19 protein-coding genes and 3 pseudogenes are annotated in these 21,214 nt (G+C 68.7%); 13 read left to right on the forward strand and 9 right to left on the reverse strand.

What is annotated here, in order from left to right; all coding sequences use genetic code 11:
• Positions 1-97: 97 nt before the first annotated feature.
• The 3 genes from ABZU91_RS08230 (at position 98) to ABZU91_RS08240 (ending at position 3,497) form a co-directional block, all read left to right on the forward strand.
• Entirely contained in the window at positions 98-484 is a 387-nt protein-coding gene (locus tag ABZU91_RS08230; RefSeq protein ID WP_355235814.1) for a hypothetical protein, read from the forward strand.
• Entirely contained in the window at positions 481-1,008 is a 528-nt protein-coding gene (locus ABZU91_RS08235; RefSeq protein WP_355235816.1) for a DUF6036 family nucleotidyltransferase, read from the forward strand. Before ABZU91_RS08230 ends, ABZU91_RS08235 begins: the two co-directional genes overlap by 4 nt.
• A 2,189-nt stretch (positions 1,009-3,197) precedes the next feature.
• A complete protein-coding gene (locus ABZU91_RS08240) occupies positions 3,198-3,497 on the forward strand; it encodes a hypothetical protein (protein ID WP_355235819.1) in 300 nt (99 codons plus the stop codon).
• A gap of 93 nt (positions 3,498-3,590) precedes the next feature.
• Here the strand turns inward: ABZU91_RS08240 and ABZU91_RS08245 are convergent, their stop codons facing one another.
• On the reverse strand, positions 3,591-3,809 hold the full coding sequence (locus tag ABZU91_RS08245) for a hypothetical protein (protein ID WP_355235822.1): 219 nt from the start codon (positions 3,807-3,809) through the stop codon (positions 3,591-3,593).
• 407 nt (positions 3,810-4,216) lie between these two features.
• Entirely contained in the window at positions 4,217-4,735 is a 519-nt protein-coding gene (locus ABZU91_RS08250; protein WP_355235825.1) for a hypothetical protein, read from the reverse strand.
• Between the two features lie 878 nt (positions 4,736-5,613).
• Between ABZU91_RS08250 and ABZU91_RS08255 the strand changes: the two genes are divergently transcribed.
• The gene (locus ABZU91_RS08255; RefSeq protein WP_355235828.1) at positions 5,614-6,234 is read left to right on the forward strand and encodes a hypothetical protein; all 621 of its coding nucleotides are present in this window, start codon (positions 5,614-5,616) and stop codon (positions 6,232-6,234) included.
• Positions 6,235-6,673: 439 nt separating this feature from the next.
• Here ABZU91_RS08255 and ABZU91_RS08260 read toward each other — a convergent pair whose 3' ends face one another.
• A complete protein-coding gene (locus ABZU91_RS08260) occupies positions 6,674-8,584 on the reverse strand; it encodes an FtsX-like permease family protein (protein ID WP_355235830.1) in 1,911 nt (636 codons plus the stop codon).
• Positions 8,581-9,315 (reverse strand): ABC transporter ATP-binding protein, encoded by a 735-nt coding sequence (locus ABZU91_RS08265; RefSeq protein ID WP_355235833.1) that lies wholly within the window; start codon positions 9,313-9,315, stop codon positions 8,581-8,583. The genes ABZU91_RS08260 and ABZU91_RS08265 overlap by 4 nt, the downstream gene beginning before the upstream one ends.
• A gap of 107 nt (positions 9,316-9,422) precedes the next feature.
• Between ABZU91_RS08265 and ABZU91_RS08270 the strand changes: the two genes are divergently transcribed.
• Together ABZU91_RS08270 and ABZU91_RS08275 are read left to right on the forward strand one after the other, a co-directional pair.
• Positions 9,423-10,649 carry a histidine kinase gene (locus tag ABZU91_RS08270; RefSeq protein WP_355235836.1) on the forward strand — a complete coding sequence of 409 codons (1,227 nt, stop codon included), beginning with the start codon at positions 9,423-9,425 and terminating at the stop codon, positions 10,647-10,649.
• Between the two features lie 17 nt (positions 10,650-10,666).
• Complete coding sequence (locus ABZU91_RS08275; protein ID WP_355236336.1) at positions 10,667-11,308, forward strand: response regulator transcription factor; 642 nt, start codon at positions 10,667-10,669, stop codon at positions 11,306-11,308.
• Positions 11,309-12,001: 693 nt separating this feature from the next.
• Here the strand turns inward: ABZU91_RS08275 and ABZU91_RS08280 are convergent.
• From ABZU91_RS08280 to ABZU91_RS08290, 3 genes and pseudogenes are all read right to left on the reverse strand, one after another.
• Positions 12,002-12,427 (reverse strand): annotated as a pseudogene (locus ABZU91_RS08280) (ATP-binding cassette domain-containing protein); the annotation flags it as partial.
• A 153-nt stretch (positions 12,428-12,580) separates the two neighbouring features.
• Positions 12,581-13,426 (reverse strand): LLM class flavin-dependent oxidoreductase, encoded by an 846-nt coding sequence (locus ABZU91_RS08285; protein ID WP_355235839.1) that lies wholly within the window; start codon positions 13,424-13,426, stop codon positions 12,581-12,583.
• A gap of 142 nt (positions 13,427-13,568) precedes the next feature.
• Entirely contained in the window at positions 13,569-14,588 is a 1,020-nt protein-coding gene (locus tag ABZU91_RS08290) for an aldo/keto reductase (RefSeq protein WP_355235842.1), read from the reverse strand.
• Positions 14,589-14,743: 155 nt separating this feature from the next.
• Between ABZU91_RS08290 and ABZU91_RS08295 the strand changes: the two genes are divergently transcribed.
• From ABZU91_RS08295 to ABZU91_RS08310, 4 genes and pseudogenes are all read left to right on the forward strand, one after another.
• Positions 14,744-15,322, forward strand: coding sequence for a TetR/AcrR family transcriptional regulator (locus tag ABZU91_RS08295; RefSeq protein WP_355236339.1), 579 nt, complete (start codon positions 14,744-14,746; stop codon positions 15,320-15,322).
• Positions 15,323-15,531: 209 nt separating this feature from the next.
• Positions 15,532-15,918, forward strand: a pseudogene (locus ABZU91_RS08300) (sulfite exporter TauE/SafE family protein); the annotation flags it as partial.
• A 49-nt stretch (positions 15,919-15,967) separates the two neighbouring features.
• Positions 15,968-16,084 (forward strand): annotated as a pseudogene (locus ABZU91_RS08305) (sporulation protein); the annotation flags it as partial.
• Positions 16,085-16,283: 199 nt separating this feature from the next.
• Complete coding sequence (locus tag ABZU91_RS08310) at positions 16,284-16,508, forward strand: hypothetical protein (RefSeq protein WP_327034932.1); 225 nt, start codon at positions 16,284-16,286, stop codon at positions 16,506-16,508.
• Positions 16,509-16,657: 149 nt separating this feature from the next.
• Here the strand turns inward: ABZU91_RS08310 and ABZU91_RS08315 are convergent, their stop codons facing one another.
• Positions 16,658-17,056, reverse strand: coding sequence for a cupin domain-containing protein (locus ABZU91_RS08315; protein ID WP_355235845.1), 399 nt, complete (start codon positions 17,054-17,056; stop codon positions 16,658-16,660).
• Between the two features lie 101 nt (positions 17,057-17,157).
• Here ABZU91_RS08315 and ABZU91_RS08320 point away from each other — a divergent pair, with 101 nt between their 5' ends.
• Both ABZU91_RS08320 and ABZU91_RS08325 read left to right on the forward strand, forming a co-directional pair.
• The gene (locus tag ABZU91_RS08320) at positions 17,158-18,786 is read left to right on the forward strand and encodes a serine/threonine-protein kinase (protein WP_355235848.1); all 1,629 of its coding nucleotides are present in this window, start codon (positions 17,158-17,160) and stop codon (positions 18,784-18,786) included.
• On the forward strand, positions 18,783-19,373 hold the full coding sequence (locus ABZU91_RS08325) for a hypothetical protein (protein ID WP_355235851.1): 591 nt from the start codon (positions 18,783-18,785) through the stop codon (positions 19,371-19,373). The genes ABZU91_RS08320 and ABZU91_RS08325 overlap by 4 nt, the downstream gene beginning before the upstream one ends.
• Before the next feature lie 42 nt (positions 19,374-19,415).
• Here the strand turns inward: ABZU91_RS08325 and ABZU91_RS08330 are convergent, their stop codons facing one another.
• Positions 19,416-20,477: an NAD(+)/NADH kinase gene (locus ABZU91_RS08330; protein ID WP_355235853.1), complete on the reverse strand. Its 1,062-nt coding sequence runs from the start codon at positions 20,475-20,477 to the stop codon at positions 19,416-19,418.
• Between the two features lie 235 nt (positions 20,478-20,712).
• Between ABZU91_RS08330 and ABZU91_RS08335 the strand changes: the two genes are divergently transcribed.
• Positions 20,713-21,195, forward strand: coding sequence for a hypothetical protein (locus ABZU91_RS08335; protein WP_355236342.1), 483 nt, complete (start codon positions 20,713-20,715; stop codon positions 21,193-21,195).
• Positions 21,196-21,214 lie beyond the last annotated feature (19 nt).

Raw genomic sequence — 21,214 nt, forward strand, 5'->3', positions numbered from 1 at the left:
GGGCACCCGTCGCCACCTCACCTCTGCGGTGTTCGCGGGCGGTGCCGCGATAGTCTGCAACGGATGAAGCCGTCGGCTCGAAGGTGAGGCTTGCCCGATGGGTACCAGCTACGAACCGATGAGTCTGGCCAGGTTGGCCACCCATTTGGTATCCGCGGACACCGACCAGATTCGCTGGAAGCTCGTATGGGAGTTTCTGGAGGAGTACCGCTGGGAACCCGCCGACACCAGGGTCGACCTGTTAAGAGATGAGCCCGGACTAACCAAGGACCCACGGTGGGACGCGCTGCTTGCCGCGCTCGCGGAGCACCTGCTAGCTCAGGCAGATCTTGCCCCGCCCGGGTGGGTTGACGCGCGTGTGCTGCGCCGGGCATGGTTTCCGGCCGAACTGGCCATCCACCGGGCCGACGCCCTGGCCTGGGCACCGGCGGCATTCCGGAAGCATGGTGTGTACCTGTCCGTGCACGACTTGGCTGCGGCGTGAGCGGATCAGACGGCGTCCTCACGGGGCGCGCGGAACTCGAACGCGCGTTCACTCACCTGGGCGACCGGCTTGTCCGCCGCGGAGTCGTCGCTGACATCTTCATTGTGGGTGGTGCCGCGATGGCGCTGGCCTACGACGCGAAACGGGTTACCAGGGACGTCGACGCGATGTTCGTCCCGCACGGAGTCGTCCTCGATGAGGCGCGTGCAGTGGCCGACGAACTGGGCCTACCGCCGTGGTGGCTCAACGAGCAGGCCAGCGTGTATGTATCCGGCAAGGACGACCCGGGCAAGCGGCGCGTCTTCGACCACCCTGGCCTGCGCGTGATGGCCGCCTCCCCGGAGCACATCTTCGCGATGAAAGCGCTCGCGGCGCGAATCCGCGACGTGGACGACCTCCGCGCCCTGGCGGCGCTGGCCAAGGTAACGACGGTGGACGACGCTAAACGTCTGTGCGCCGACTTTTACCCCGACGAAGCGATCTCGCCACGAGCAATGGGAGTTATCCGCGAACTTTTCGGATGATTCGGACCCCTGGTAGCGCGGCGGTCAATGTGATCACTTCCGATGGCTCAGGCCTCTAAGCAGGATTCTCACCTGTCCGCCGAGAGCGCGTGAAACGTCACCGTCACGCGCGGCGCTTGCTCAGAATCCTATCTGCGGTTGTTCGCCTCGGACATGGAACAGCTGGTGCCCGTCGGGGGAGAGGTGCTTCGGGAATCTGCCGTTCCTGTTCAGCGTCAGAGACGTGCGACGGCAGGATGGACAGATCTGACGACTGCGTGGGCGCCTGCACTGCCTTGGGATATCACGATCCGCAGTGTGACGAGTCGTTCCCGAGCCATTGCATTCCTTCTGGGCGCCGTAGCTGAACAAGCCGTACGTCTCTTCACCGTAATGCTTCGGCAAAGTCTTGATCTTCGTGAGCTTCAGACGCAGACAACAGACGTCACAGTGGGCCAAGGGGGGCAACCTCCCGTGACGGACGCTCCCGGCACCGATCGGCGTCCAGAGGGGTTCTGCCACTGCATTCGCTGTAACGCTTCAGGGCTGATGCGCGGGGGAGCCTTGAGCGGATGCTGCCCGAGGCCCGATCGCGGTCCCCTCTACTCAGGGGCAACGCATGTGGAGTCATGCACGGAAAGTATCGATCAGAGTGCGCAGGGTCAAGAGGGGTGATTTGTCGTGGTACTGGCGTCGCCGTGACTGTCTACCGCAGCGGTCGGGTGACTCAACCGGATCCAGACCTTCGCCGTGGCGGTGCGAGCGCAGATCCGCGCGTTGCAGAAGCGCCGCGTTGCATCGCGCTGATCGGCGCTGGATTCTCTGGCGCTGCGCGAGGTTGTGGTGAATTTGAGAGTTCGACGAAGGCGGTGAAACTCGTGTACTCACTAGCGAGGGACGCGAGCGATGCGGGTTGCCGTCAACGCCGACGGACTGAAACTCACCAGGACCCACGACGGAGGGCTCCCGCTTGATGGCTGCACGTTCATTTCGGTCAGTCGATGGCCGAGCGAGTTGGCTGGCAAGCGTCGGACCCGACGCGTCCTAGCTGCGATTCATGCTTACGCGCGGTAATGAGCGTGCGAGGTTGAGTCAACCCTGACCGTGACGTAATCTATAAGCATGTGCACTTCTAATGGAGCACAGGTGATACGTACAAGAGTTCGAATCCCCCCTCGGACACGATCCATAGGCCCACGGTGCGCGCTGAGATCGGTTTCAGCGTGCACCGATTGCGCTTCGGGGTGGTATGTCAGCCGTAGGCCCAACTGGCGGTAGACCTCGGTTTTGTCGGCGGGGTCCGCGTCGCGGAGCACGGTGACCTTGTTCCCAAGGGCCTCGACCAGCGTGGTGATCTCTGCCTGGGTCATCCGGCGTGGTGCGGCGGAGTTCCCTGCGTGCAGCTCCGTTTCGGCTCGGGTCCGTTCGGCCTGTGTCTGGGCTATCCAATTACTGACGACTGAGGGGTCGGCTCCGGCGTCGAGGGCCGCCCGGTAGCGCTGAGTTTCGTGTCGCAGTCGTTGATGGTCGCGCGGGCGGCGGTGATGGTGGGGGATGCGTGGTCGCCCAGCTGGCCGTCTGCCATCGCGGTGATCGTGTTCTCGATGCGGTCAGGGTGGAACGCGGTGGCGAGCCAGGTGTCGACTGAATCGGTGAGGGTCTCCTCGCGGAGGTAGACGTTGCGGGGATGGGTGACGTCTTACACGCGGTGCAGTAGATCAGGCCGCGAAAGACGTACGGGTTGCGGGCGCGGCGTTGCCGTTGCGGCAGGTCCAGACCCAACCGGTGTCGAGCGAGCAGCGTCTGCGCCTGTTCGAAGGTGGCCTCATCGATGATCGGTGGGTGGGTGATCTCGTTGGAGACCACCCACTTGTCCCGCGGGTTCCACCGCATGACACCGGTGTGACCGAGCGGAACGTCGTCGACGTCCAGGAGGACCGTCTTGGCGACTCGCGGATACGCAAACACGGCGGCACAAACTCCGCGACTGTCTTCGAGCACACCCAAGCCTGGCTCCGAAACGACGACAACGCGATACTCCGAGACATCCTCGGCCGGCCCTCCCGCGGCTGGACACCTTGCCGAGTGAGGCACTGTCCCAACTGCTCCACTACGGCCGCACCGGCCGGTACGAGCTGTCGTACTTCGAGGTCGGTGACACGCCGGGACGGAACGCCGATCGGGCGGGAAATCAGGCCAAACTGACTAGCGTGCCCCTCGGTATCTCCGCGGAACTGTTCGACGGCAACGGTTTCGACGGCGACGCGTGGTTCACCATCCCCGAAGGGCGTGGTGGACGACGCTGGCCCCGGCCGCTCGGGTCGGCCGGCCGACGTATGGGAGAACATCCTCTGGAAATCGGGCCCACCGACGCCTCGCGAACACTGATGCACCTCATGCAGGACGACGCCGTCGCCCGCTGGCCGTACGGCTTCACCCGGGTCTACGTCCTTACACCAAGCCCCCGCTGGTCACTCAGCAATGTCGTAGCGGAGACCTTGCAGAACTAGCCGCCCAGCACCCGGGGCGCGGTCAGGGCCCGCACCGCTCTGGCCAACGCCTGCGCCCACTCTTGCTGCCCGGCCAGGGCCGGCCCTGCGCAGTTACGCCGCTGCCCCGCCCTGGCCGGCAGCATCCGCCGCCACGGCAAGCTCACCGAGGCCCTTGCCCAGCCGGATGACCGCGCTGCGCAGCACGGCGATGAGTGCGTCCGGCTCCCCGACCTCCACGTCGCCTTCGAGGAGCTTGGCGAGCCGGTGCGCTGCGTCCTGAAGAGACATAGCGTGGTCGGCGTACCCGGGAAAGTTGCGGATGAGGCTCATCGTGCCAGGACGGGGCTACGCGCGCCCGGGGCGATCCGGTAAGCCAGGTGTTCCTCAAGCTGATTCAAGCCCCAGAGAGGCCCGGAGTTTCCGGGCCTCTCTGCCTGTCCGCCGCCGGCTCAGCCTCGTGCGCGGGCCGCCCGTTCGGTCGCCTCGTCCTCGGCGCAGGTCTTGTGGCAGGCCTGCCGTCCTGGTCCCGGGTTAAGGCGCCGGACTTGCAGATACGGCACGGCTGTCGGTCGCCGACGGCGCAGCCGCTCGTTCCGACGGCCAGTTGACCAGCGTTACCGCTGATTCCGGGCTGAGAACTACACCTGGGCTTTACGTCAGCGGTCACCCGGCCCGGTCGACGGATCCGCGCTGATTGATCGGACCGGGCCCGAAAGGCGCGCTTTACGGGCTCAGGTTCAAGTGCCGAGCCCGCCCGCGCAGTACGCGGCGACGTACCCCTTGCGCCCCTTGTAGTTGACCGCAACCCAGGAGTTGTCGACCGGGTCGCTGCTCGTACAACGGTAGTTCTGCCCGACTTCTTCTCCGCAGCGATCCCAGACGGGCAACCGCGTGCCGGTGTACTTGACGATCAGCGAGGCAGTGGGGGACTTCGAGGTGCGTACGTTGTAGTACCCAAACCGATCCCACACATAGAGGTAGCAGGCTACGGCCGAGCGCGAGGAGTCTGCGGTAGCCGAGGCGTGCATGGCGCCTTGGTCAGCAGAGGCCGGTGAAACGCCTGCCAGCACGGTCCCGCCGGCGAGGATGGCTCCGGCGATCAAGCTGGTTACCCGTGGCATGACTTTCTTCATGGTTGCCCCCCCGGTGGTTACATGGTCTGGGGAAACGGTAGCTATCGAAGTACCTGAGTGGCCCGATCTGTCCGGCAGCCGGGTCAGCCCCGCAGCGGCGACAGCAGAGAGCTTGCGCTTCATACCCTTCTCCTCCTTGTGGTGTGCCTGGCACTTCTCTGATGTGGTAGCGGATTCCTGGTCGGAAACCGGCGGTTGCTGAGCATCCGACTGGGCCCTGGCCGACGCGGCCGGACGGCTGGGCAAACGCGTCGACGCTTTCGGCCCCGCTGTCGGACGCATCAATCTGGCGCTAAGCCTGACCTGCGGGTGGTAAGGCGGAACAGGGTCTGAGCTGTGCGGAACAGTTCCGCTCGCGTCGAATCGAGGGCTGCCTGCGGCTTGGTCCGTCCGGATGTTCCGAGGTGCGGGCCGTGCGATTTTCGGGAAGCCCCGAAGCCGCGCCAGTTCCTCCGCCGAAAACACATCCTGAGTCGCCACAAACCCACCACCCGAATTCCATCACCGGCGCCCGGGCCGGTCGCCGCGCTGCTGCTCGAGTACCTCGGCCAGCGCAGCAACCTGGCCACCGCCACGAACCGCGAATCGCGCTGGCTCTTCCCGGGCCGCCGCGCCGGCCAACCACTGCGCTCCGACACACTGTCCGCGCTGGTCCACGGCCTCGGCGTCCGGCGACCGCCTCTCGCGCGGCGGCGATCCGCCAGCACGTCCTCGACCTGCCCGCCCCGATCGTCGCCACCGCGCTCGGCTACCACCAGGTCACCACTGCCCGATTTGCTGCCGAATCCGGCACCACCTGGGCGAACTACGTCACACGCCGCGGCAAGTAGCTCATGCGATGATCGTGACCGAGCAGGGCTCAGGGCCAGGGCTGACCTCAAGCTCGAGAATGACTTCGGCGGCGGTGACGGTATCGGCCTCGAAACGCCCTCCATCGGTATCGCGGAACTCCACAACGGCCTGCAGCGCGGTGTTGATCCTGTGGTGCGTAACCTTCTGCTGTGGATCGACGGGGATGGTGGCTGGTCATTGCCTCCGCCAGTGTGTTGGCTCTGGTATCGCTTGCCTCAAATGTGACGACCCTGAACCAGCTCGAAGGCAAGGCGAACACGCTGCTGGTCGCTCGGCTGACCGTCAGCCAACTGGTCAATGCCGGTACGGTCTGGGCCGGGCTGGCGGTGGTATCCGGGTGGCTCGTCCGCCGCGCTGCCCCGGCTGTTGCCGCCGGAGTCGTCGCCCTGCTCACCGCTTGCATCGTGCACTACGGGGTGGGGACAGCCTACGGAATGTTCGATCCAGATGTCTTGACGGCGAATTTGCACTGGCTCATGGCCGCGATGCTCGCGGGCGGACCACTCGGCCTGGTGGGCGCAATTGCTCGGCGGTTGGATCCGTGGGGGATGGCGGCCCGCCTTGCCGTCCCGGCCGGAGCCGTGCTCGAACCATTCGTCCTCGGTCGGTTCACCACTCCCGCGATCCTGCCCTGGCCGAACCGGGTGGCCGACTTCGTCAGCGGATCGGTGCTGTTGACGGCTGGAGCGGCAGGCTGCGTTTGGGTCCTCGCCGGCGGGTGGAGACGGCGGAACGCGTTACATGAACGCCGAGCTCCCGCCGAGCTGTAAGCCCAGTTGTCGATGGTTGGAGACGTAGAAAGAGCCAGCGACCGCATCTACCCCTCAACTGTGATGGACCGCGGGAGCTCTGAAGTCGGTCCGGGACGATCCGGTGCGCGAGGTGAATCAGCGAAGCTTGCGGGTCAAGGCCGAGTGCGGCGGCGACGAGCTTCGGGTCGAGGGTTTTGACGAGGTCGCCTACGTCGCAGTGCCACCGCCGACCGCGAGATCCTCCGCAAGATGCCTTCTCGAAGATCCCGGCTCGACTACGACGAGTAGCTGAAGCGGGTTTCCGCGCCGAGAACTCGCGACAGTTGAATAGGCGCTCTCACCAGTAGGACGGGCCAACAACTCGCGCGGCAGCTTCAGCGAGAACCGACCTTCCGCCACTGACATCGGACCTCCTGTCGGAACGATTCAACACCGTGAGATCTTTCGGGGTCCACGCTCATGGCGTGTTCCCGGCTAGATGTGGAGCCTTGCGCGTACGGATACCGGCCGCTGCTGCGGCCACGGTGAGCAGCAGGCAGGTGACGCCGATGCCGAGCAGCGGGAGCCATGGAATGGTGATGGGCACGGCGATGCCGACCAGGTCGGCGGTGATGGCGCGGCGTACGAGCCAGCCGAGCAGCACGGTGGTGGCACCGCCCAGGAGCAGGCCGGTGCCGCCGACGAGGGCGGCCTGCCAGATGGCAGCTCGCCGGACCTGATCGGGGGTCGCGCCGAGGAACTGAACCAGGTCGCGTTGCCGACGCCGCTGGGATCCGCCGATGAGGGTGGCGTTGACGATCGCGATGGCGGCGTAGAGGCCGGCCGGTCCGAGCAGGATGGTAAGGCCGAGCTTGTTGGCCTCGCGGGTCTGGGCCGTGGTGGCGTCGATCCAGTCGCCGGAGTCGAAGATCCGGCTGTGGGTGCCGGCGAGGGTGCGCTCAAGGGAGACGCGCGCCGCCGCAGCGTCGGCGCGCGGTAGGACGAAGACCGTCCCGGTGGCACGTTCGCTTGCGGGCGGGAGCAGGCCGGCCGGGATGAGGAGGTCGCCGTACAGGTCGGGTGCGTCGGGGATGACGGCGACGACCCGCAACGGGACCCGCTCGCTGGCGATCCAGACCGGCACAGTGCCGCCCAGGCCGATGCCGGCGTCGCTGGCCTCTGTGGCGGTGACCGCCACCACGCGTCCGTGGAAGTCGTCGAGAGTGCCGCGGGTGGCGGTCAGGCCCCGGGCGGCGGAGGCGGTGACGGGGTCGAGGATCTCGACCTGATCGCGCACGCCGGGACGGCCCTCCTCGTCACGCTGGAGCATGGCCTGCCGGCGTACGTCGGCGATCGCGACGGCCTTGTCGGACGCGACTGCCGCCGCTGTGGCCGGATTGGCCGCCTCGACGACGAGCGGTGCGCGCAGCCGGGCCCGATCCTGCGCGTTCGTCCAGTCGGCGGTGAAGCTGAGGGACAGCAGCAGCGACCCGGCGATGGCGGAGATGGCCACGACCGGGGCGGCGACCGCGGCGGTGGTGCGGGCGGCCGCACGTACCTCGTCGCGGGCAATCCGGGCCGTGACGTCCCGGGCGACGAACGGGCGGGCGAGCAGGGCGGCGAGCCGCGGAATGACGGCGTAGCCGATGCTCATCAGGCCAATCACGACCACCTCTGGCAGCAGGATGGAGGCGACCAGGGCGAACAGCGGCGGCATGTCGGCGGCGACGACCACCACCAGGCCACCGAAAGACAGCGTCGCGACGGCGAGCTGGAGAATGCTCGGCCGGGTTCGTTCGATCGTGGCCTCCCGCAGGGCGGCGCTCGGGGCGATCCGGGCGGCGCGGCGTGAGGATCGCCAGACCCCGAGAAGCGCGATCACCGCACCGGTGGGCACGGCGACCGCCCAGGCGATCCACGGGCGCGGTGCCCGAAGGTCGAGCGTGGTGATCCCGATGGCCTCCACCAGCCAGAGAACGGCGGGGGTCAGCGCCGTGCCGAGCAGACCGCCAACCGTGGTGGCCGCGGCCGCGACGACGAGGGACTCGCCCAGCAGAAGCCGGCGCACCTGCCCTGGCGTCGCGCCGACCAGGCGCAGCAGGCCGAGCTCGCGCCGGCGGCCGGCCACGACGAAGCCGAACGTGCTGCCGACCACGAACAGCGCCATGAACGCCGATACCGCCGACATCATCCCAAATATCGCGGCCAGGTCGTCGAGTTGGGCGCGCTGGTCGGCGGTGACGCCGGGCCGGCCGCCGGTGGCGTCGACGCTCCCGATGAGGGTCACGGTAACGGCGATCAGGACGACGCCGAACAGCAGCGCGACGAAGGCGCCCAGGTAGCCGCGCCATGAGCTGCGCACGGTCTGCCGGCTCAAAGTCAGCATCATCGCTCCAGGTCGGTCATCGTCGCGGCGATCTGACCAGCGTCGGCGTCCGTGAGGCGACCGACGATCTGCCCGTCGGCGAGGAACAACACCGCGTCCGCGTACGAGGCAGCCAGTGGATCGTGGGTCACCATGACGACGCTCTGGCCGCCGTCGGCCAGCGAGCGCAGGAGTTCCAGCACGTCGCGTCCGGTGCCGCGGTCCAGGGCGCCGGTGGGTTCATCGGCGAACAGGACGTCGGGCCGACCGTGCAGCGCCCGAGCGATCGCGACCCGCTGTTGCTGGCCGCCGGACAGCTCCGATGGCCGGCGCCCGGCCTGTTCGGCAAGGCCGACGTGAGCCAGGGCGGTCTGCACGGCTGCCGGGTCGACACGGCGTCCGGCCAGGCGGGCGGGAAGCGCGACGTTTTCGAACGCGGTGAGCGCGTCGAGAAGGTTGTAGGACTGGAAGACGAACGCCATCGACGTGCGCCGGAAGCGGGTCAGCGCGGTCTCGCCCAGCTTGTCGAGCTGAGTGTCGCCGACGAGCACCCGCCCGCCGGTCGGCCGGTCGAGGCCCGCGGCGAGCTGCAGCAGCGTGGATTTTCCGGAGCCGGACGGTCCCATGATCGCGGTGAACGTGCCGCGTTGGAACACATGGGTGACGCCGCGCAGCGCCTGCACCGTGCCGGCGCGCGAGCGGTAGGTGCGGGTGAGGCCGTCGAGCGTGACGGCCGCCGGGGATGCCTGGTTCATGCCCTCACTGTGCCGGCCGGCGCGGCCCACCACACGGGCTTGGACGCGACTTCGGGGTAGCGCGCACGCTACCCCGCCCGGCCGGCGCGAACCGTAGGGTTGGGCAGGTGAATGATGCCTGGACAGCCGTGCGGGGACGCCCCACGCGGTTCCTGGCGTCGGTGTGGCCGTGGCGTTCACTCGCGTACGTGGCCAGCACCGTGCCCATCGGTCTCGGTTGGCTGATCCTCCTGCTCGTGGTGCTCACGGTGGGCGTGGCCACGATCGTGGTGATCGCAGGACTGTTCGTGCTTGCCGGCCTTCCGACGCTCGCGCACCTCGCCGCCGCTGGCGAGCGGCACCGGCTCCGGCTGATCTTCCCCGGGCGGCCGGTGAGCCGGTTACCCGCTCCGCGCGATCGGGACCACGGCCGCGTGGCCTGGCCGGAGACGGGCGTCACGGTCCTGCTGGTGACGCTGTTCTGGCTCGTGGACGCCGTGGTGGTCGTGCTGCTGACGGCCCCGGTCCTGCTGATCCTCGCTCCGGTGCTGGTCCGTCACGACGTGGTCGAGGTCGCCGGCTGGCGGGTGGACGACACCGGTGAGGCGTGGTTGGCGGTGCCCGCCGGCATCCTCACACTCGTGCTGCTGGCGTACGCGGTCACCGCGCTGGCCTGCGGCCAGGCGGCCCTGGTGCGGCACCTGCTGGACCCGCCCGAAGCCCAACTGGCCGAAGCGGTCCAGCAGCTACGCCGCTCCCGAAGCGGGCTGGTCGACGCGTTCGAAATCGAACGTCGCCGGATCGAGCGCGACCTGCACGACGGCGTCCAACAGCGCCTCGTCGCGCTGACCATGACACTGGGCAGCGCCGAACTGGACCTGACCGACGGTCCCGGCCTCAATCTCGTGCGCGAGGCCCATCAGCAGGCCGAGCAGGCCCTCGCCGACCTGCGCACCACGATCCGGGGCATCCACCCCCAGGTACTGACCGACCATGGTCTCGCCGCGGCCGTGCACGAGATCGCCGATCGGTCACCGGTCCCGGTCCACCTCGATCTCGCCCTCGACGGCCGGCTCCCCCCGGCCATCGAGGCCGCGGCCTACTTCTTCGTCAGCGAAAACCTCACCAACGTCGCCCGCCACGCCCGGGCCCGATCGGCGCAGGTGCACGCCTGGACCGAGGACCACGCGCTGATCGTCTCGGTGGTCGACGACGGCGTCGGCGGCGCTGACCCGCAGGCCGGCACCGGCCTCGCCGGACTGCGCGCCCGGCTCGACGCCCTCGACGGCGACCTGCACATCACCAGCCCCGTCGGCGGCCCGACCCAGGTGAGGATGAGGTGCCCAATCCAGTGACGCCGCTGCCGAAGGCACTGCGCATCGTGGTCGCCGAGGACGCGGCCCTGCTCCGCGAAGGGTTGGTGCGAATCCTCGAACGCGCTGGCCACGACATCGTCGCGGCGGTCGCAGACGCGCCGGCTCTGCTCACGTACGCGGCCAACTGCCGCCCCGACCTCGTCGTCACCGACATTCGCATGCCACCCACCCACACCGACGAGGGCCTGCGCGCGGCGGCCACCATCCGAGCCGCCCATCCCGGCATCGCGATCCTGCTGCTGTCCGCCTACGTCGCCGACGCCTACGTCGGCGAGCTGCTCGACTCCGCCCCCGGCGGCGGCATCGGCTATCTGCTCAAGGACCGGGTCGGCCACGTACGCGACTTCCTCGACAGCGTCGACCGTGTCGCCTCGGGCGGCACGGTCATCGACGCCGAGGTCGTCCGTCAGCTCGTCGTCCGCCGGCACACCGACGGTCCCCTCGCCAGCCTCACCGAACGCGAACGGGAGGTGCTGGCGCTGATGGCCGAAGGCCACACCAACCACGCGATTGCCGGCAAGCTGTTCGTCAGCGAGGCCGCGGTGCGCAAGCACATCGGCAACATCTTCGCCAAGCTTCCGCTCGACCCGCACTCGGACCGCCGGGTGTCGGCCGTTCTCACCTATCTTCGCGGCTGACCGAACGGAATCGATCACGCCTGTCAGGCATGCCATCGGATCGGCGGCTACCACGCCCACATCAGCGGCCATGTTTCGATGGGCCGCTCTCGGCGGCATGCTGCGCTCTCATTCGAGGCAAACCCGCGCCAACAGCGTTGCACCGTCAACACAGCCGATTGACACAAATGCGAAAGGCGCTCTCAGTGTGCTGACGGTGCTCACGGTGCCTTCCGCGGTCGGATAACTCGCGGCTGAACGCACGGAGTTGGCACCTCATAATGCCGCGACTGCGAATACGCACATGCCCTCCTCGCTCGGACGTGTGGTGATAGAGAGACTGCCGTTCGGACATCCTCCATGCTGAAGGGGAGTTGGTCGCAATGCGAGCAATCAGCGACGAATTCTTCTTGACTATGGCAGAAGTGTCTGGTGCTCTTGTCGGCACACTTCTTGTCGGAGTCTTCTTCTACCTCGACTCCGACCTGCACAGGACCCGCCGGGGTTCAGCTGCAGCCGACCGCTACATGCGCTCGGGGGTGCGGTGGATCTTCTTGGTCTCGGCCATCCCGCTCATCGTGTCCCTCACGCTCGCTGGCCTGGAGCCGATCTGGGGTGCTCTTACTTTCCTCGCGCTCTCTGTCGTGCTGGTCGCCTCAACTGCCGACACGACCTATCGCACAGTCGCTCGTGGCAGCTTCGCCATATCGACCGCAGCGCGGCGGCGATGCCGAGCCGCTGGCCCATGCCGAGGGAGAAGGCGCCGACCCGTTTGTGGGCGACGGCCGAGAGACCGACCAGGTCGAGCACCTCGTCGACGCGGGAGCGCCGAATGCCGTTCGCGCGGGCCATGGCCAGCAGGTGGCTGACCGCAGTGCGCCCCGGGTGCACGGCCTTGGCTTCGAGCAACACGCCGATCTCGTGCAGTGGCGCTGTCGACGACGCGTAGGGCTCGCCGTTGACCAGCACGTCGCCCGAGGTCGGCGCGTCGAGACCGACGATCATCCGCATGGTCGTCGACTTGCCGGCACCGTTGGGGCCGAGGAAGCCGGTGACCTGTCCGGGCTTCGCCGTGAACGACAGGTGGTCGACGACCGTCTTCGCGCCGTACCGCTTGGTTACTTCACGTACCTGAATCATGCTCACCACGCTAGGTTCGGGCACAGCCCTCATCGTGGTACCGCGGTCGACTCTTTCGGCCCGCCGTTGGTACTCAGGTTCTACCGGCCATCGCTCGGCGAGCGAGAATTCCCAGTTCGACGACTGGCCGACCACACCGACCCGCCCAGGGGGCTATGCGGTCGACGGGGTGATGAGCTCATTGGCGACCCAACGCGCGACACCAGCCGGGTAGGGCGCCGGCAGTGTGAGCACGATGTGTCCGATGCCGGCGCCGATCGCCCTGTCGATGGCGTCGCGGGTGAGCCGGGGCTGGTCGTAGGAGACAGGCAGGTTGATCGAGTGGGTGATCGACGCCGGGTCGCGGCCGATCGCCGCGCAGTAGCGTTCCAGCAGGGCACCGCGGCTGACGGCGGCGTCGACGTCGCCGCTGGCGATGTTCCAGATGTCCGCGTGCTCGGCGACCACCCGCAACGTGGCGGCGGAGCGGCCACCGATCACGATCGGCGGATGCGGGCGCTGCACGGGTTTGGGGCTGGCAAACGCTCCGGTGAGGTCGACGTACGTGCCGTGGAAGTCGAACGGGTCGTTGCTGGTCCAGAGCCGCCGGATGACCGTGAGCGCCTCGGCGAGGCTGCCCACGGCGTCGGCCGTGTCGGCGAAGGGCAGGCCGTGCGCGGCGTACTCCCGCCGCGCGAGGGGATGATCGGGCCGCGACCCGACGCCGATGCCGAAGTCGAGGCGCCCGCCGGAGACGATGTCGACGACCGTGGCGATCTTGGCGAGCATCGCGGGAGGCCGGAAGCGGTTGCTGGTCACCATCACGCCCAGGCGCAGCCGCTCGGTCTGCGCGGCGAGGGCGGAGAGCAGGGTCCAGCCTTCGTACGCCGGTCCGCCCGGGTCTCCACCGATGGGCATGAGGTGGTCGAACAGCCATGCGTGCTCGATCTCAGCGATGGCGTCCGCTTCCCGCCACACCCGCAGGATGTCGTGGTAGTCGACCTGCATCGGGGCGGTCATGAGCCCGAAACTGGGCGATGGCTTGCTTGGCATGGGTCTGTTCCTGCTTTCGGCGCGAGCCTGGAAGGTCTGGCTGTGTGACCAGGCGGACGCGCAGGCGCACGTCCGTCTGCCGCCGCCTGGTCAGTGACGTGCCGAGTGATCAGCGGCGGCGCAGCGCCGGATCGAGCAGAGCGGGAGGGGTGTCGTTCTTCTCGTGGGCGGCGAGGTCGACGCCGGGAGCCACAATCGTGTCGATCGCGTCCAGCACGTCGGCCGAGAGCACCGTGTCCGCGGCGGCGAGCTGCGAGCTGAGGTGGTCCATCGTGCGGGGGCCGATGATCGCGCTGGTCACGCCCGGGTGCGCGGTGACGAAGCCGAGCGCGAGCTGGATCATGCTGAGGCCAGCCTCGTCGGCAACCTTGGCGAGCTGCTCGACGGCGTCGAGCTTGGCGCGGTTGGCGGGGATGCTGACGTCGAAGCGTTGCTGCATGAAGCCCGCGCGGTTCGTGCTGATTCCCTGTCCGGCGCGGATCGCCCCGGAGAGCCAGCCCGACGCCAGCGGGCTCCAGGCCAGTACGCCCATGCCGTACTCCTGCGTCGCGGGCAGTACGTGGGTCTCGATGCCACGCTGCAGGATCGAGTAGTTCGGCTGCTCGGTCACGTAGCGGCTCAACCGCCCCTCGCGCGCGGCCCACTGCGCCTGCACGACGCGGTAGGCCGGGAAGGTCGAGGAGCCGAAGTAGCGGATCTTGCCCGCGCGCTGCAGGTCCGTCAGCGCCGACAGCGTCTCGTCGTCGCTGGTCGTCGGATCCCACCGGTGCATCTGGTAGAGGTCGACGTGGTCGACGCCGAGGCGGCGCAGGCTGTTCTCCAGCGCGGTGACCAGCCACCGGCGTGAGCCGCCCCGCTGGTTGCGCTCGTCCCCCAAGGGCAGGGTCGCCTTGGTGGCCAGGACGACGTCGTCGCGGCGTCCGGCGATGGCCCTACCGACCATCTCCTCGGACTGGCCGCCGCTGTAGGCGTCGGCGGTGTCGATGAGGTTGATTCCCGCATCGAGCGCGCCGTCGACGATGGCGGTGGCGTCCTCCTGGGTGGTATTGCCGATCTTGCCGAAGTTCATCGCGCCAAGTACGAGGGTGCTGACCTGCACACCAGTGCGACCCAAGGTGCGGTACTGCATGACTGTCTCTCCTTCAGACGTCCGGCGGTCCACGGTTTGGTGGCGACCCGCCGGCTGATTATGCTGGGTAAGCGGAGCAATGTTCCGGTAAGAACGATACGGAACCACGTTCCGTTTACCAAGTGGAGTGACGGAGGTAACGCGACGTGGCCGACATCGACAGCGGTTCGGAGCAGCTGGTGCCGCGCAAGCGGGCCGACGCCCGGCGCAACGAGAAAGCCCTGCTCGACGCTGCCGCCGCAGCGTTCGTCACCTCCGGCGTCGACGTACCCGTGCGGAACATCGCCGTCCTGGCGGGCGTCGGCGTGGGAACGATCTACCGCCATTTCCCCACCCGAGCCGACCTCATCGTCGCCGTCTACCGACACCAGATCGAGGCGTGCGCCGAGGCAGGACCGGCCCTGCTGGCCGACAGTGACACGCCGCACGCCGCCCTGGCGCAGTGGATCGACCTGTTCGTCGACTTCCTGGTCACCAAGCACGGTCTGGCCGCAGCGCTACAGTCCGACGACGCCGCCTTCCAGGCCCTGCACGCCTACTTTCTCGACCGGCTCGTCCCGGTCTGCGACCAGCTCCTCGACGCCGCCGTCGCCGCCGACGAGATCCGCCCCGATATGGATGCCTACGGACTGCTGCGCGGTGTCGGCAATCTCTGCATCGGCGCGGGCACCGATCCCCTCTACGACGCACGCCGCCTGGTCGACCTCCTTGTCGCCGGGCTCCGCGTCCGCTAGTGCGGCGTCCACGAACGTCCACCGCGTGTCCGGCGGCCGTTGTGGATTCTCACCTCGTGGGCGAACGACCCCCTCCGGGCGGCGGGGCGGGCCACCTCATCCTCGCGGCGCGCGTGGGGGGCTGGAATCACGTCGGGACCGGCCGGCACCGGAAGAGTGCCGGCCGGCTCGACGGTGGGTGATCACCTCCGACAGCACACCGGCTGTCGGAACCACGCAAGGTCATTGGATCGATCGACACCAGCGAGTTCCTGGTCGCCGTCGCGGCGAGCCTCGGCTTCCTCCTCGGTATCGGTGCGGAGAACGTCAACTTCGGCTGGGTTGCCGCGCTGCTCGTCGGCGGGGTGGTCGCCGCGCCGGTGGCGGCCTGGCTCGTCCGCATGGTCCCGCCCCGGGTGCTCGGCTCCGCGGTCGGCGGCGTGATCGTGCTGACCAACAGCCGAACCCTGCTACGCAGTGACTGGTTCAATGCCCCGGCCACCGTTCGTTATGGCTGCTACGTGGTCGTCTGCGCGATCTGGGCGGCCGCCGTGACGTACTCGATCCGTCAACACCAGAGGGAGCAGCAACACAGCGTCACGATCAGTAACGGCTGAGCTGGCAGGCGTCGATCCAAGTGATCAAGCGTGCCGGCACGGCAGCCCGGAGGCGTTCAGGCGGCTCGGCTTCCCGTTCAAGGGCGCCGACCTGGAACGTGGGCACATCGTCGGCCTGCACCAGAGCCTGCCGTTCCAACAGGAGGTCGAGTACTACGCCGCACCCGGTACGCCCGCGACTCGTGCGGCCGCTACCACGCCGCCCGCGCTGACGCCGACAGCGTCGACCGGGCCGCGCAGGTGGACATCGGACGCGATGGAGGTTGGGCATCCACATTAGACTTTGCTGCCGCAGCAGTGATCTAATTCGCGAGGATCGTCCATCTCCGGTCGGATTGTCCGACCGGGATCGAGAAGGAGTGTGCATGCCCGTCACCGCCGACTTCACCAAGCTGGTCGACAAGGCCTACCAGGACAAGTCCCTCACCGAGCTGGTCGACGCCCCGGTCGCGGCCCTCGCGGGGGTCAGCGACGGCGACGCCAAGCTCCTCAAGGACGCCTTCAACATCACCACCGTCGGCGACCTCGGACGCAACCCGTACTTCCGCACCGCCAGCGCACTGGTCGCGCTGACCGGCGGCACCAAGTAACACCCGTCACACCAGATGCCCGGTGGCCACGGCAACTCGTGGCCGCCGGGCATCTGCGCCCTCAGAACAGCCCGCGGACAGGTGCACCGCCACGCTGGTCTGCCGTAGTAGGCGCCGTTGGCCGGCGCCGACGAGGCGGGTGCTGCTGCTCACAGCATGTGGAAGTCGGCGAACTCGAAGCCCGGGCTCACCACGCAGCTGACGAGAACGTGCTGGTCGCCCGCCGGGCGCGCGGACTGCCACTGGCCCGCCGGCACCAGGATCTGCGGACACTCGGCACTCAGGATCGTCGGCTCGGAGTCCCTGCCGATGGTGAGCGCCAACGGGCCACCCGAGTGCCAGAACCAGATCTCGTCCGACCGCACGGTGTGCCAGGCCGACGTGTCACCCGGTGTCAGAAGGAAGAGGATCGCCGTCGCGGCGGCACGGCTGCCCGGGTAGCCGTCCGGCTCGAACGCGACAGCAGAGCGATAGGTCTCCCGGAACCAGCCACCTTCCGGATGCGGCTGCAGATCGAACTGCTCGGCAAGAGGCGGACGTGCGGTCATGGAGGCCACTGTAGTGACGTCACCGCGCTGCGGTCAGTGATCCGGTGCCGGCGGTGGTAGCCGCCAGGAGGGCGTGCGCGCCTCGATGTAAGGTCCTGCGCGTGATTGATCCACTCCTGCCGAGTGATCCAGTGGACCTGGGGGGCTACCGGTTACTCGGACGGCTCGGTCAGGGCGGTATGGGCGCGGTCTATCTCGGACAGGACGCCAACGGCCGGCGGGTCGCGGTCAAGATGATCCGGCCCGAGTACGCCGACGACACCGAGTTCCGCGGCCGGTTCCGCAGTGAGGTCAACCGGGCCCGGCAGGTCCCGCCGTTCTGCACGGCCGAGGTGCTCGACGCCGACCCCGACCATCCCACGCCCTACCTGGTGGTCGAGTACGTGGACGGGCCCAGCCTGGCCGAGGTGATCACCCGCAACGGCCCGCTCGGCGGGGGTAGCCTGCACAGCGTCGCGGTCGGGGTGGCGACAGCGCTGGCCGCCATCCACGGCGCCGGGGTGATCCACCGGGACCTCAAGCCGGCCAACGTGTTGTTCGCGCTGGGCACTCCCAAGGTCATCGACTTCGGCATCGCCCGGGCCTTCGAGGTGACCAGTCAGCACACCCGTACCGATCAGATGGTCGGGACGGTCGCCTACATGGCGCCGGAGCGCTTCGACACCGAACACCGTGCCCTGGTCGGCCCGGCCGCGGACGTGTTCGCCTGGGGCGCGGTCGTCACGTACGCCGGCACCGGGCGTACCCCGTTCCGGGCCGACTCGCCGGCGGCGACCGCGGCCCGGATCCTGACCCAGCCGCCGGAGCTTTCCGGGTTGCCGGACCGGTTGCGCGAGGTGGTGGCCCGCACGCTGGCCAAGGACCCGACGGAGCGGCCCACCGCGCACGAACTGCTCGACCTGCTGCTGGACCTGGATACCGACGTCAAGACCAAGCTGATCCGCCCGGAGCTGCTCCGGGCAGCCACGGCGGCCCGGAGGACCAGCAGGTTCGGCTTCGGCCGCCGGCGGGCGGGCCGGGTGCGGCGGATGGTCCTGGCCGGTGGGGCAGTGCTGGCGCTGGGCGTGACCGGGGTCCTCACCACTCAGCTGCTGCCCGGGCTGGGAGTGGCCGGGAATGGGCAGGGCGGCACTCCGGTTCCGACGGGTGGCGCGGGCACACCCGGGCCGACCTCGTTGTCGAGCCGGGTCGCGGGACGTCCGGCGATCATCGACCGGCTGGACCGGCCTGGCCAGTGGACGGACAGCCGCGACGAGGCCGAGGGCCGGTGCGTCTTCGGCGACGGGCGGTTCGAGGCCCGGACCGGGATGTCGCCGGTGTACCGCTGCCACGGTCCGCAGGACTCCTTCAAGGATCAGACGGTCAGTGTCGACGCGACGCTCCTCACCCCGGGAGCGTGTGCGGCGATCTGGTTTCGGGTGGCCGGTGCGAACGCCTACCTGGTGTCGCTCTGCGAGACCGAGGTCCGACTGGGCGTGGACACCGACGACGGCGTCACCCAGGAGGCGCGGGCCGCAGTTGCCGGAGCCGTCCTGGGACATGCACGCCGGGTGGGAGTCGTCGTGCAGGGCGACAAGGCGACCGTCGAGGTCGACGATGCGCCACTGATCACCACCACGCTCGGGCCGCCGTCCCTGACGGCCGGCCGGGTGACATTGGGCGTCATCGACGACGTCATCAGCGGCGACGCACGCGCCGCGTTCGCCCGTGTGGAGGTCACGAAGCTGTGAGACACAAGCTGCTCGCCGCGCTGCTGTTGGTCGTGGTGATCGGCGGTTGCGGCACCGGCTCGCCGGACACCTCCTCCGCCGCCACCGCGTCACCGTCGGCCGTCTCGGGCCTCGGCGGGCCCGCGAGCGACCAGCCGGGCACCCCCACAGGTACGTCAAGCAGCGCAACCGTGCCGCAGCCCCGATTCGCCGACCTCACCCAGGGCAGCACCACGTCGGTGGTGACGCTGCACTCCTACGACCCGGCGAACGCATCCGCCGTCGTGGAACCGATCCTCTTCATGACCAGCGACGCGTACTGCCGGGCATTCAAGATCGAACGATCGGACGGCCGGTGTACGCACCTGGCGTACATCACGGAGGAGAGCCATACCAAGGTCACCGTACCGCTCGCCGACGACGTCGACTACTTCACGTGGGAGGACGCCCAGGGGGACGTGTGTATGGACGCCCCGGAGAAGGGGGGCACGTGTCCCATGACGGGCAAACAGTTCGCCGCGTGGTTCGCGTCCAACAAGGAGGCCATGGTCGCGGTCGCCACCGAGCTCGGCGTCATCACCCGCATGGCGATCGTCTACACGCCCTGATTGCTTCCCCGCTCCGGCGTTCGGAGGCGTGGGACGTGCGGCTCAGCCGGACTCGGACCCCTCGGCTGGCAGGTGCAGGTGTTGCAGGTCCTCCGGTACCGGTAGGTCCGGCCGGTAGATCAGCAGTGGGGGCTGGCTGTCGGTGTCGGCGCGGGCGGCGGGAGCGTCGGCGAGGGAGAACTGGTCGCGGAGTCGGCCGAAGAAGTCGTCGACGTCGGCGACGATGAGCTTCGCGCGGCGTCGGGCGGGGTAGACGGCGACCCAGTCGCCGGGGTCGAGGATTCCGTGTACGCGTCCGTCGACGACGACGGTGACCTGGCCCGAGCGAGGGAGCACCTGGACACCCACGGGTTCGTCCGGGGCGGTGACCATGCTTCGGTTGAACGCCATGTGCGGGGCGACCGGGGTGAAGACGAGGGCGTTGAGGCGCGGCGACAGGACCGGTCCGCCTGCGGCGAAGGAGTAGGCGGTGGAGCCGGTCGGTGAGGCGACCATGACGCCGTCGGCGGAGTAGGTGGCGAACAGCCGCCCGGACAGGTACACCGCCACGCTGGTCTGCCGGTCCCGGCCGAGCTTCTCGAACACGACGTCGTTGAGGCCGCTGAGGCCCAGCGGGACACCCCAGCTCACCTGGTCGGGCGTACCCCGTCGGGGGATGGGCGGGGCGGGCGCGGGACCGCGGCCGTAGCGCAGCAGGGTCCGAAGCTCCGGTGGGACCTGTAGCGGGCGCGACGCCCGCAGGGTGAGCAGCATGCGTTGCTGGATGGTTGCGCGGCCGGTCAGGGCGGCGCCCAGCACCCTCGGCAGGTCCGTCGCGGCGAACGGGGTGAGGAAGCCGACCCGGCCGGCCTTCACGCCGAGAACGGGTGCGTCGGCCTCGACCGCGACGGCGAGTCCGCGCAGGAGAGTGCCATCGCCGCCGATGGTGACGACGAGCTGCGGTCGCTGCGGCAGGTCGGCCAGCACATCGGCGGGGCTCTGCTCGTCCCGCCAGACGTCCAGGGTCCGCGCCGTGGCGCCGTGTTCGGCGCAGATCCGCGACACCAGGTCCGCCGTCTCGGCGGCCTGCGGCCTGGTCGGGTGTACGACGACGCCAACGAGCATCCGAATCACCACGTCCTCTTGGCTCCCGACGTCATCTGACGTGACCACTGCGGAAATACTCTACGGAGCGGTGGGGCGCCGCACTCCCATCTGCTTCGGCATCGGTGTGACTCCGGTGCCGGAGATCCTCGCCGAGGTGACGACATCGCTCGAATGGCTACCCCTGGCGCGAATCGGTTGCCGGTGCCCGAGCGCTCCGCCGCGGGCACGGTGCCGGCGGGTGGTAGAACGGTGTGTGGAGATCGGGCGGCTCAGCCAGGCGTTGGAAGAGATCTTCGACGGCGCGGTCGTGCATCACGGCTACACCGACTACCTTCGCGACTACGAGGTCATCGTCCACGTCACCGCAGACCCGCGTACCGGCATCCCGTCCGTTCACCTCCGCTACCTCTTTAGGTACTGCGTCGCAGCTGAGGTGCGGACGGCGGTGAGTCCCGACACCTGGCGGCGCTCCCTCGACGAGCGGCTGACCGACCCGGAAATCGGTCCGGATCTGGACGGTTTCGTGTGGGCGGTGCGCTGGCAGCCGCTCTACCCAGGTGCGGAGGTGGTGACGGACTCCGAGCGTGCACGGTCGTGGTCGGACGAGATCGGCATCCCCTTTCACGAGGTCCGCTTTGAGATGAACGCGCACACCCTGGCTCTCGTCTTCAGTGACCTCGAGGTGACGGAGGTGGGGGAGGGCTACGCGCCCTTCACGGTCACCAACGACGACTGACGCAGGGATCTCGCACCTC

It is taken from the genome of Micromonospora sp. NPDC005174, assembly GCF_040608495.1.
Classification (GTDB): domain Bacteria; phylum Actinomycetota; class Actinomycetes; order Mycobacteriales; family Micromonosporaceae; genus Micromonospora.

Coding starts and splice junctions, on each gene's coding strand:
- ABZU91_RS08230 (WP_355235814.1), top strand. CDS start 98: ATGGGTACCAGCTACGAACCGATGAGTCTGGCCAGGTTGGCCACCCAT.
- ABZU91_RS08245 (WP_355235822.1), bottom strand. CDS start 3,809: ATGAGCCTCATCCGCAACTTTCCCGGGTACGCCGACCACGCTATGTCT.
- ABZU91_RS08250 (WP_355235825.1), bottom strand. CDS start 4,735: ATGAAGCGCAAGCTCTCTGCTGTCGCCGCTGCGGGGCTGACCCGGCTG.
- ABZU91_RS08260 (WP_355235830.1), bottom strand. CDS start 8,584: ATGATGCTGACTTTGAGCCGGCAGACCGTGCGCAGCTCATGGCGCGGC.
- ABZU91_RS08265 (WP_355235833.1), bottom strand. CDS start 9,315: ATGAACCAGGCATCCCCGGCGGCCGTCACGCTCGACGGCCTCACCCGC.
- ABZU91_RS08285 (WP_355235839.1), bottom strand. CDS start 13,426: ATGACCGCCCCGATGCAGGTCGACTACCACGACATCCTGCGGGTGTGG.
- ABZU91_RS08290 (WP_355235842.1), bottom strand. CDS start 14,588: ATGCAGTACCGCACCTTGGGTCGCACTGGTGTGCAGGTCAGCACCCTC.
- ABZU91_RS08310 (WP_327034932.1), top strand. CDS start 16,284: ATGCCCGTCACCGCCGACTTCACCAAGCTGGTCGACAAGGCCTACCAG.
- ABZU91_RS08315 (WP_355235845.1), bottom strand. CDS start 17,056: ATGACCGCACGTCCGCCTCTTGCCGAGCAGTTCGATCTGCAGCCGCAT.
- ABZU91_RS08330 (WP_355235853.1), bottom strand. CDS start 20,477: ATGCTCGTTGGCGTCGTCGTACACCCGACCAGGCCGCAGGCCGCCGAG.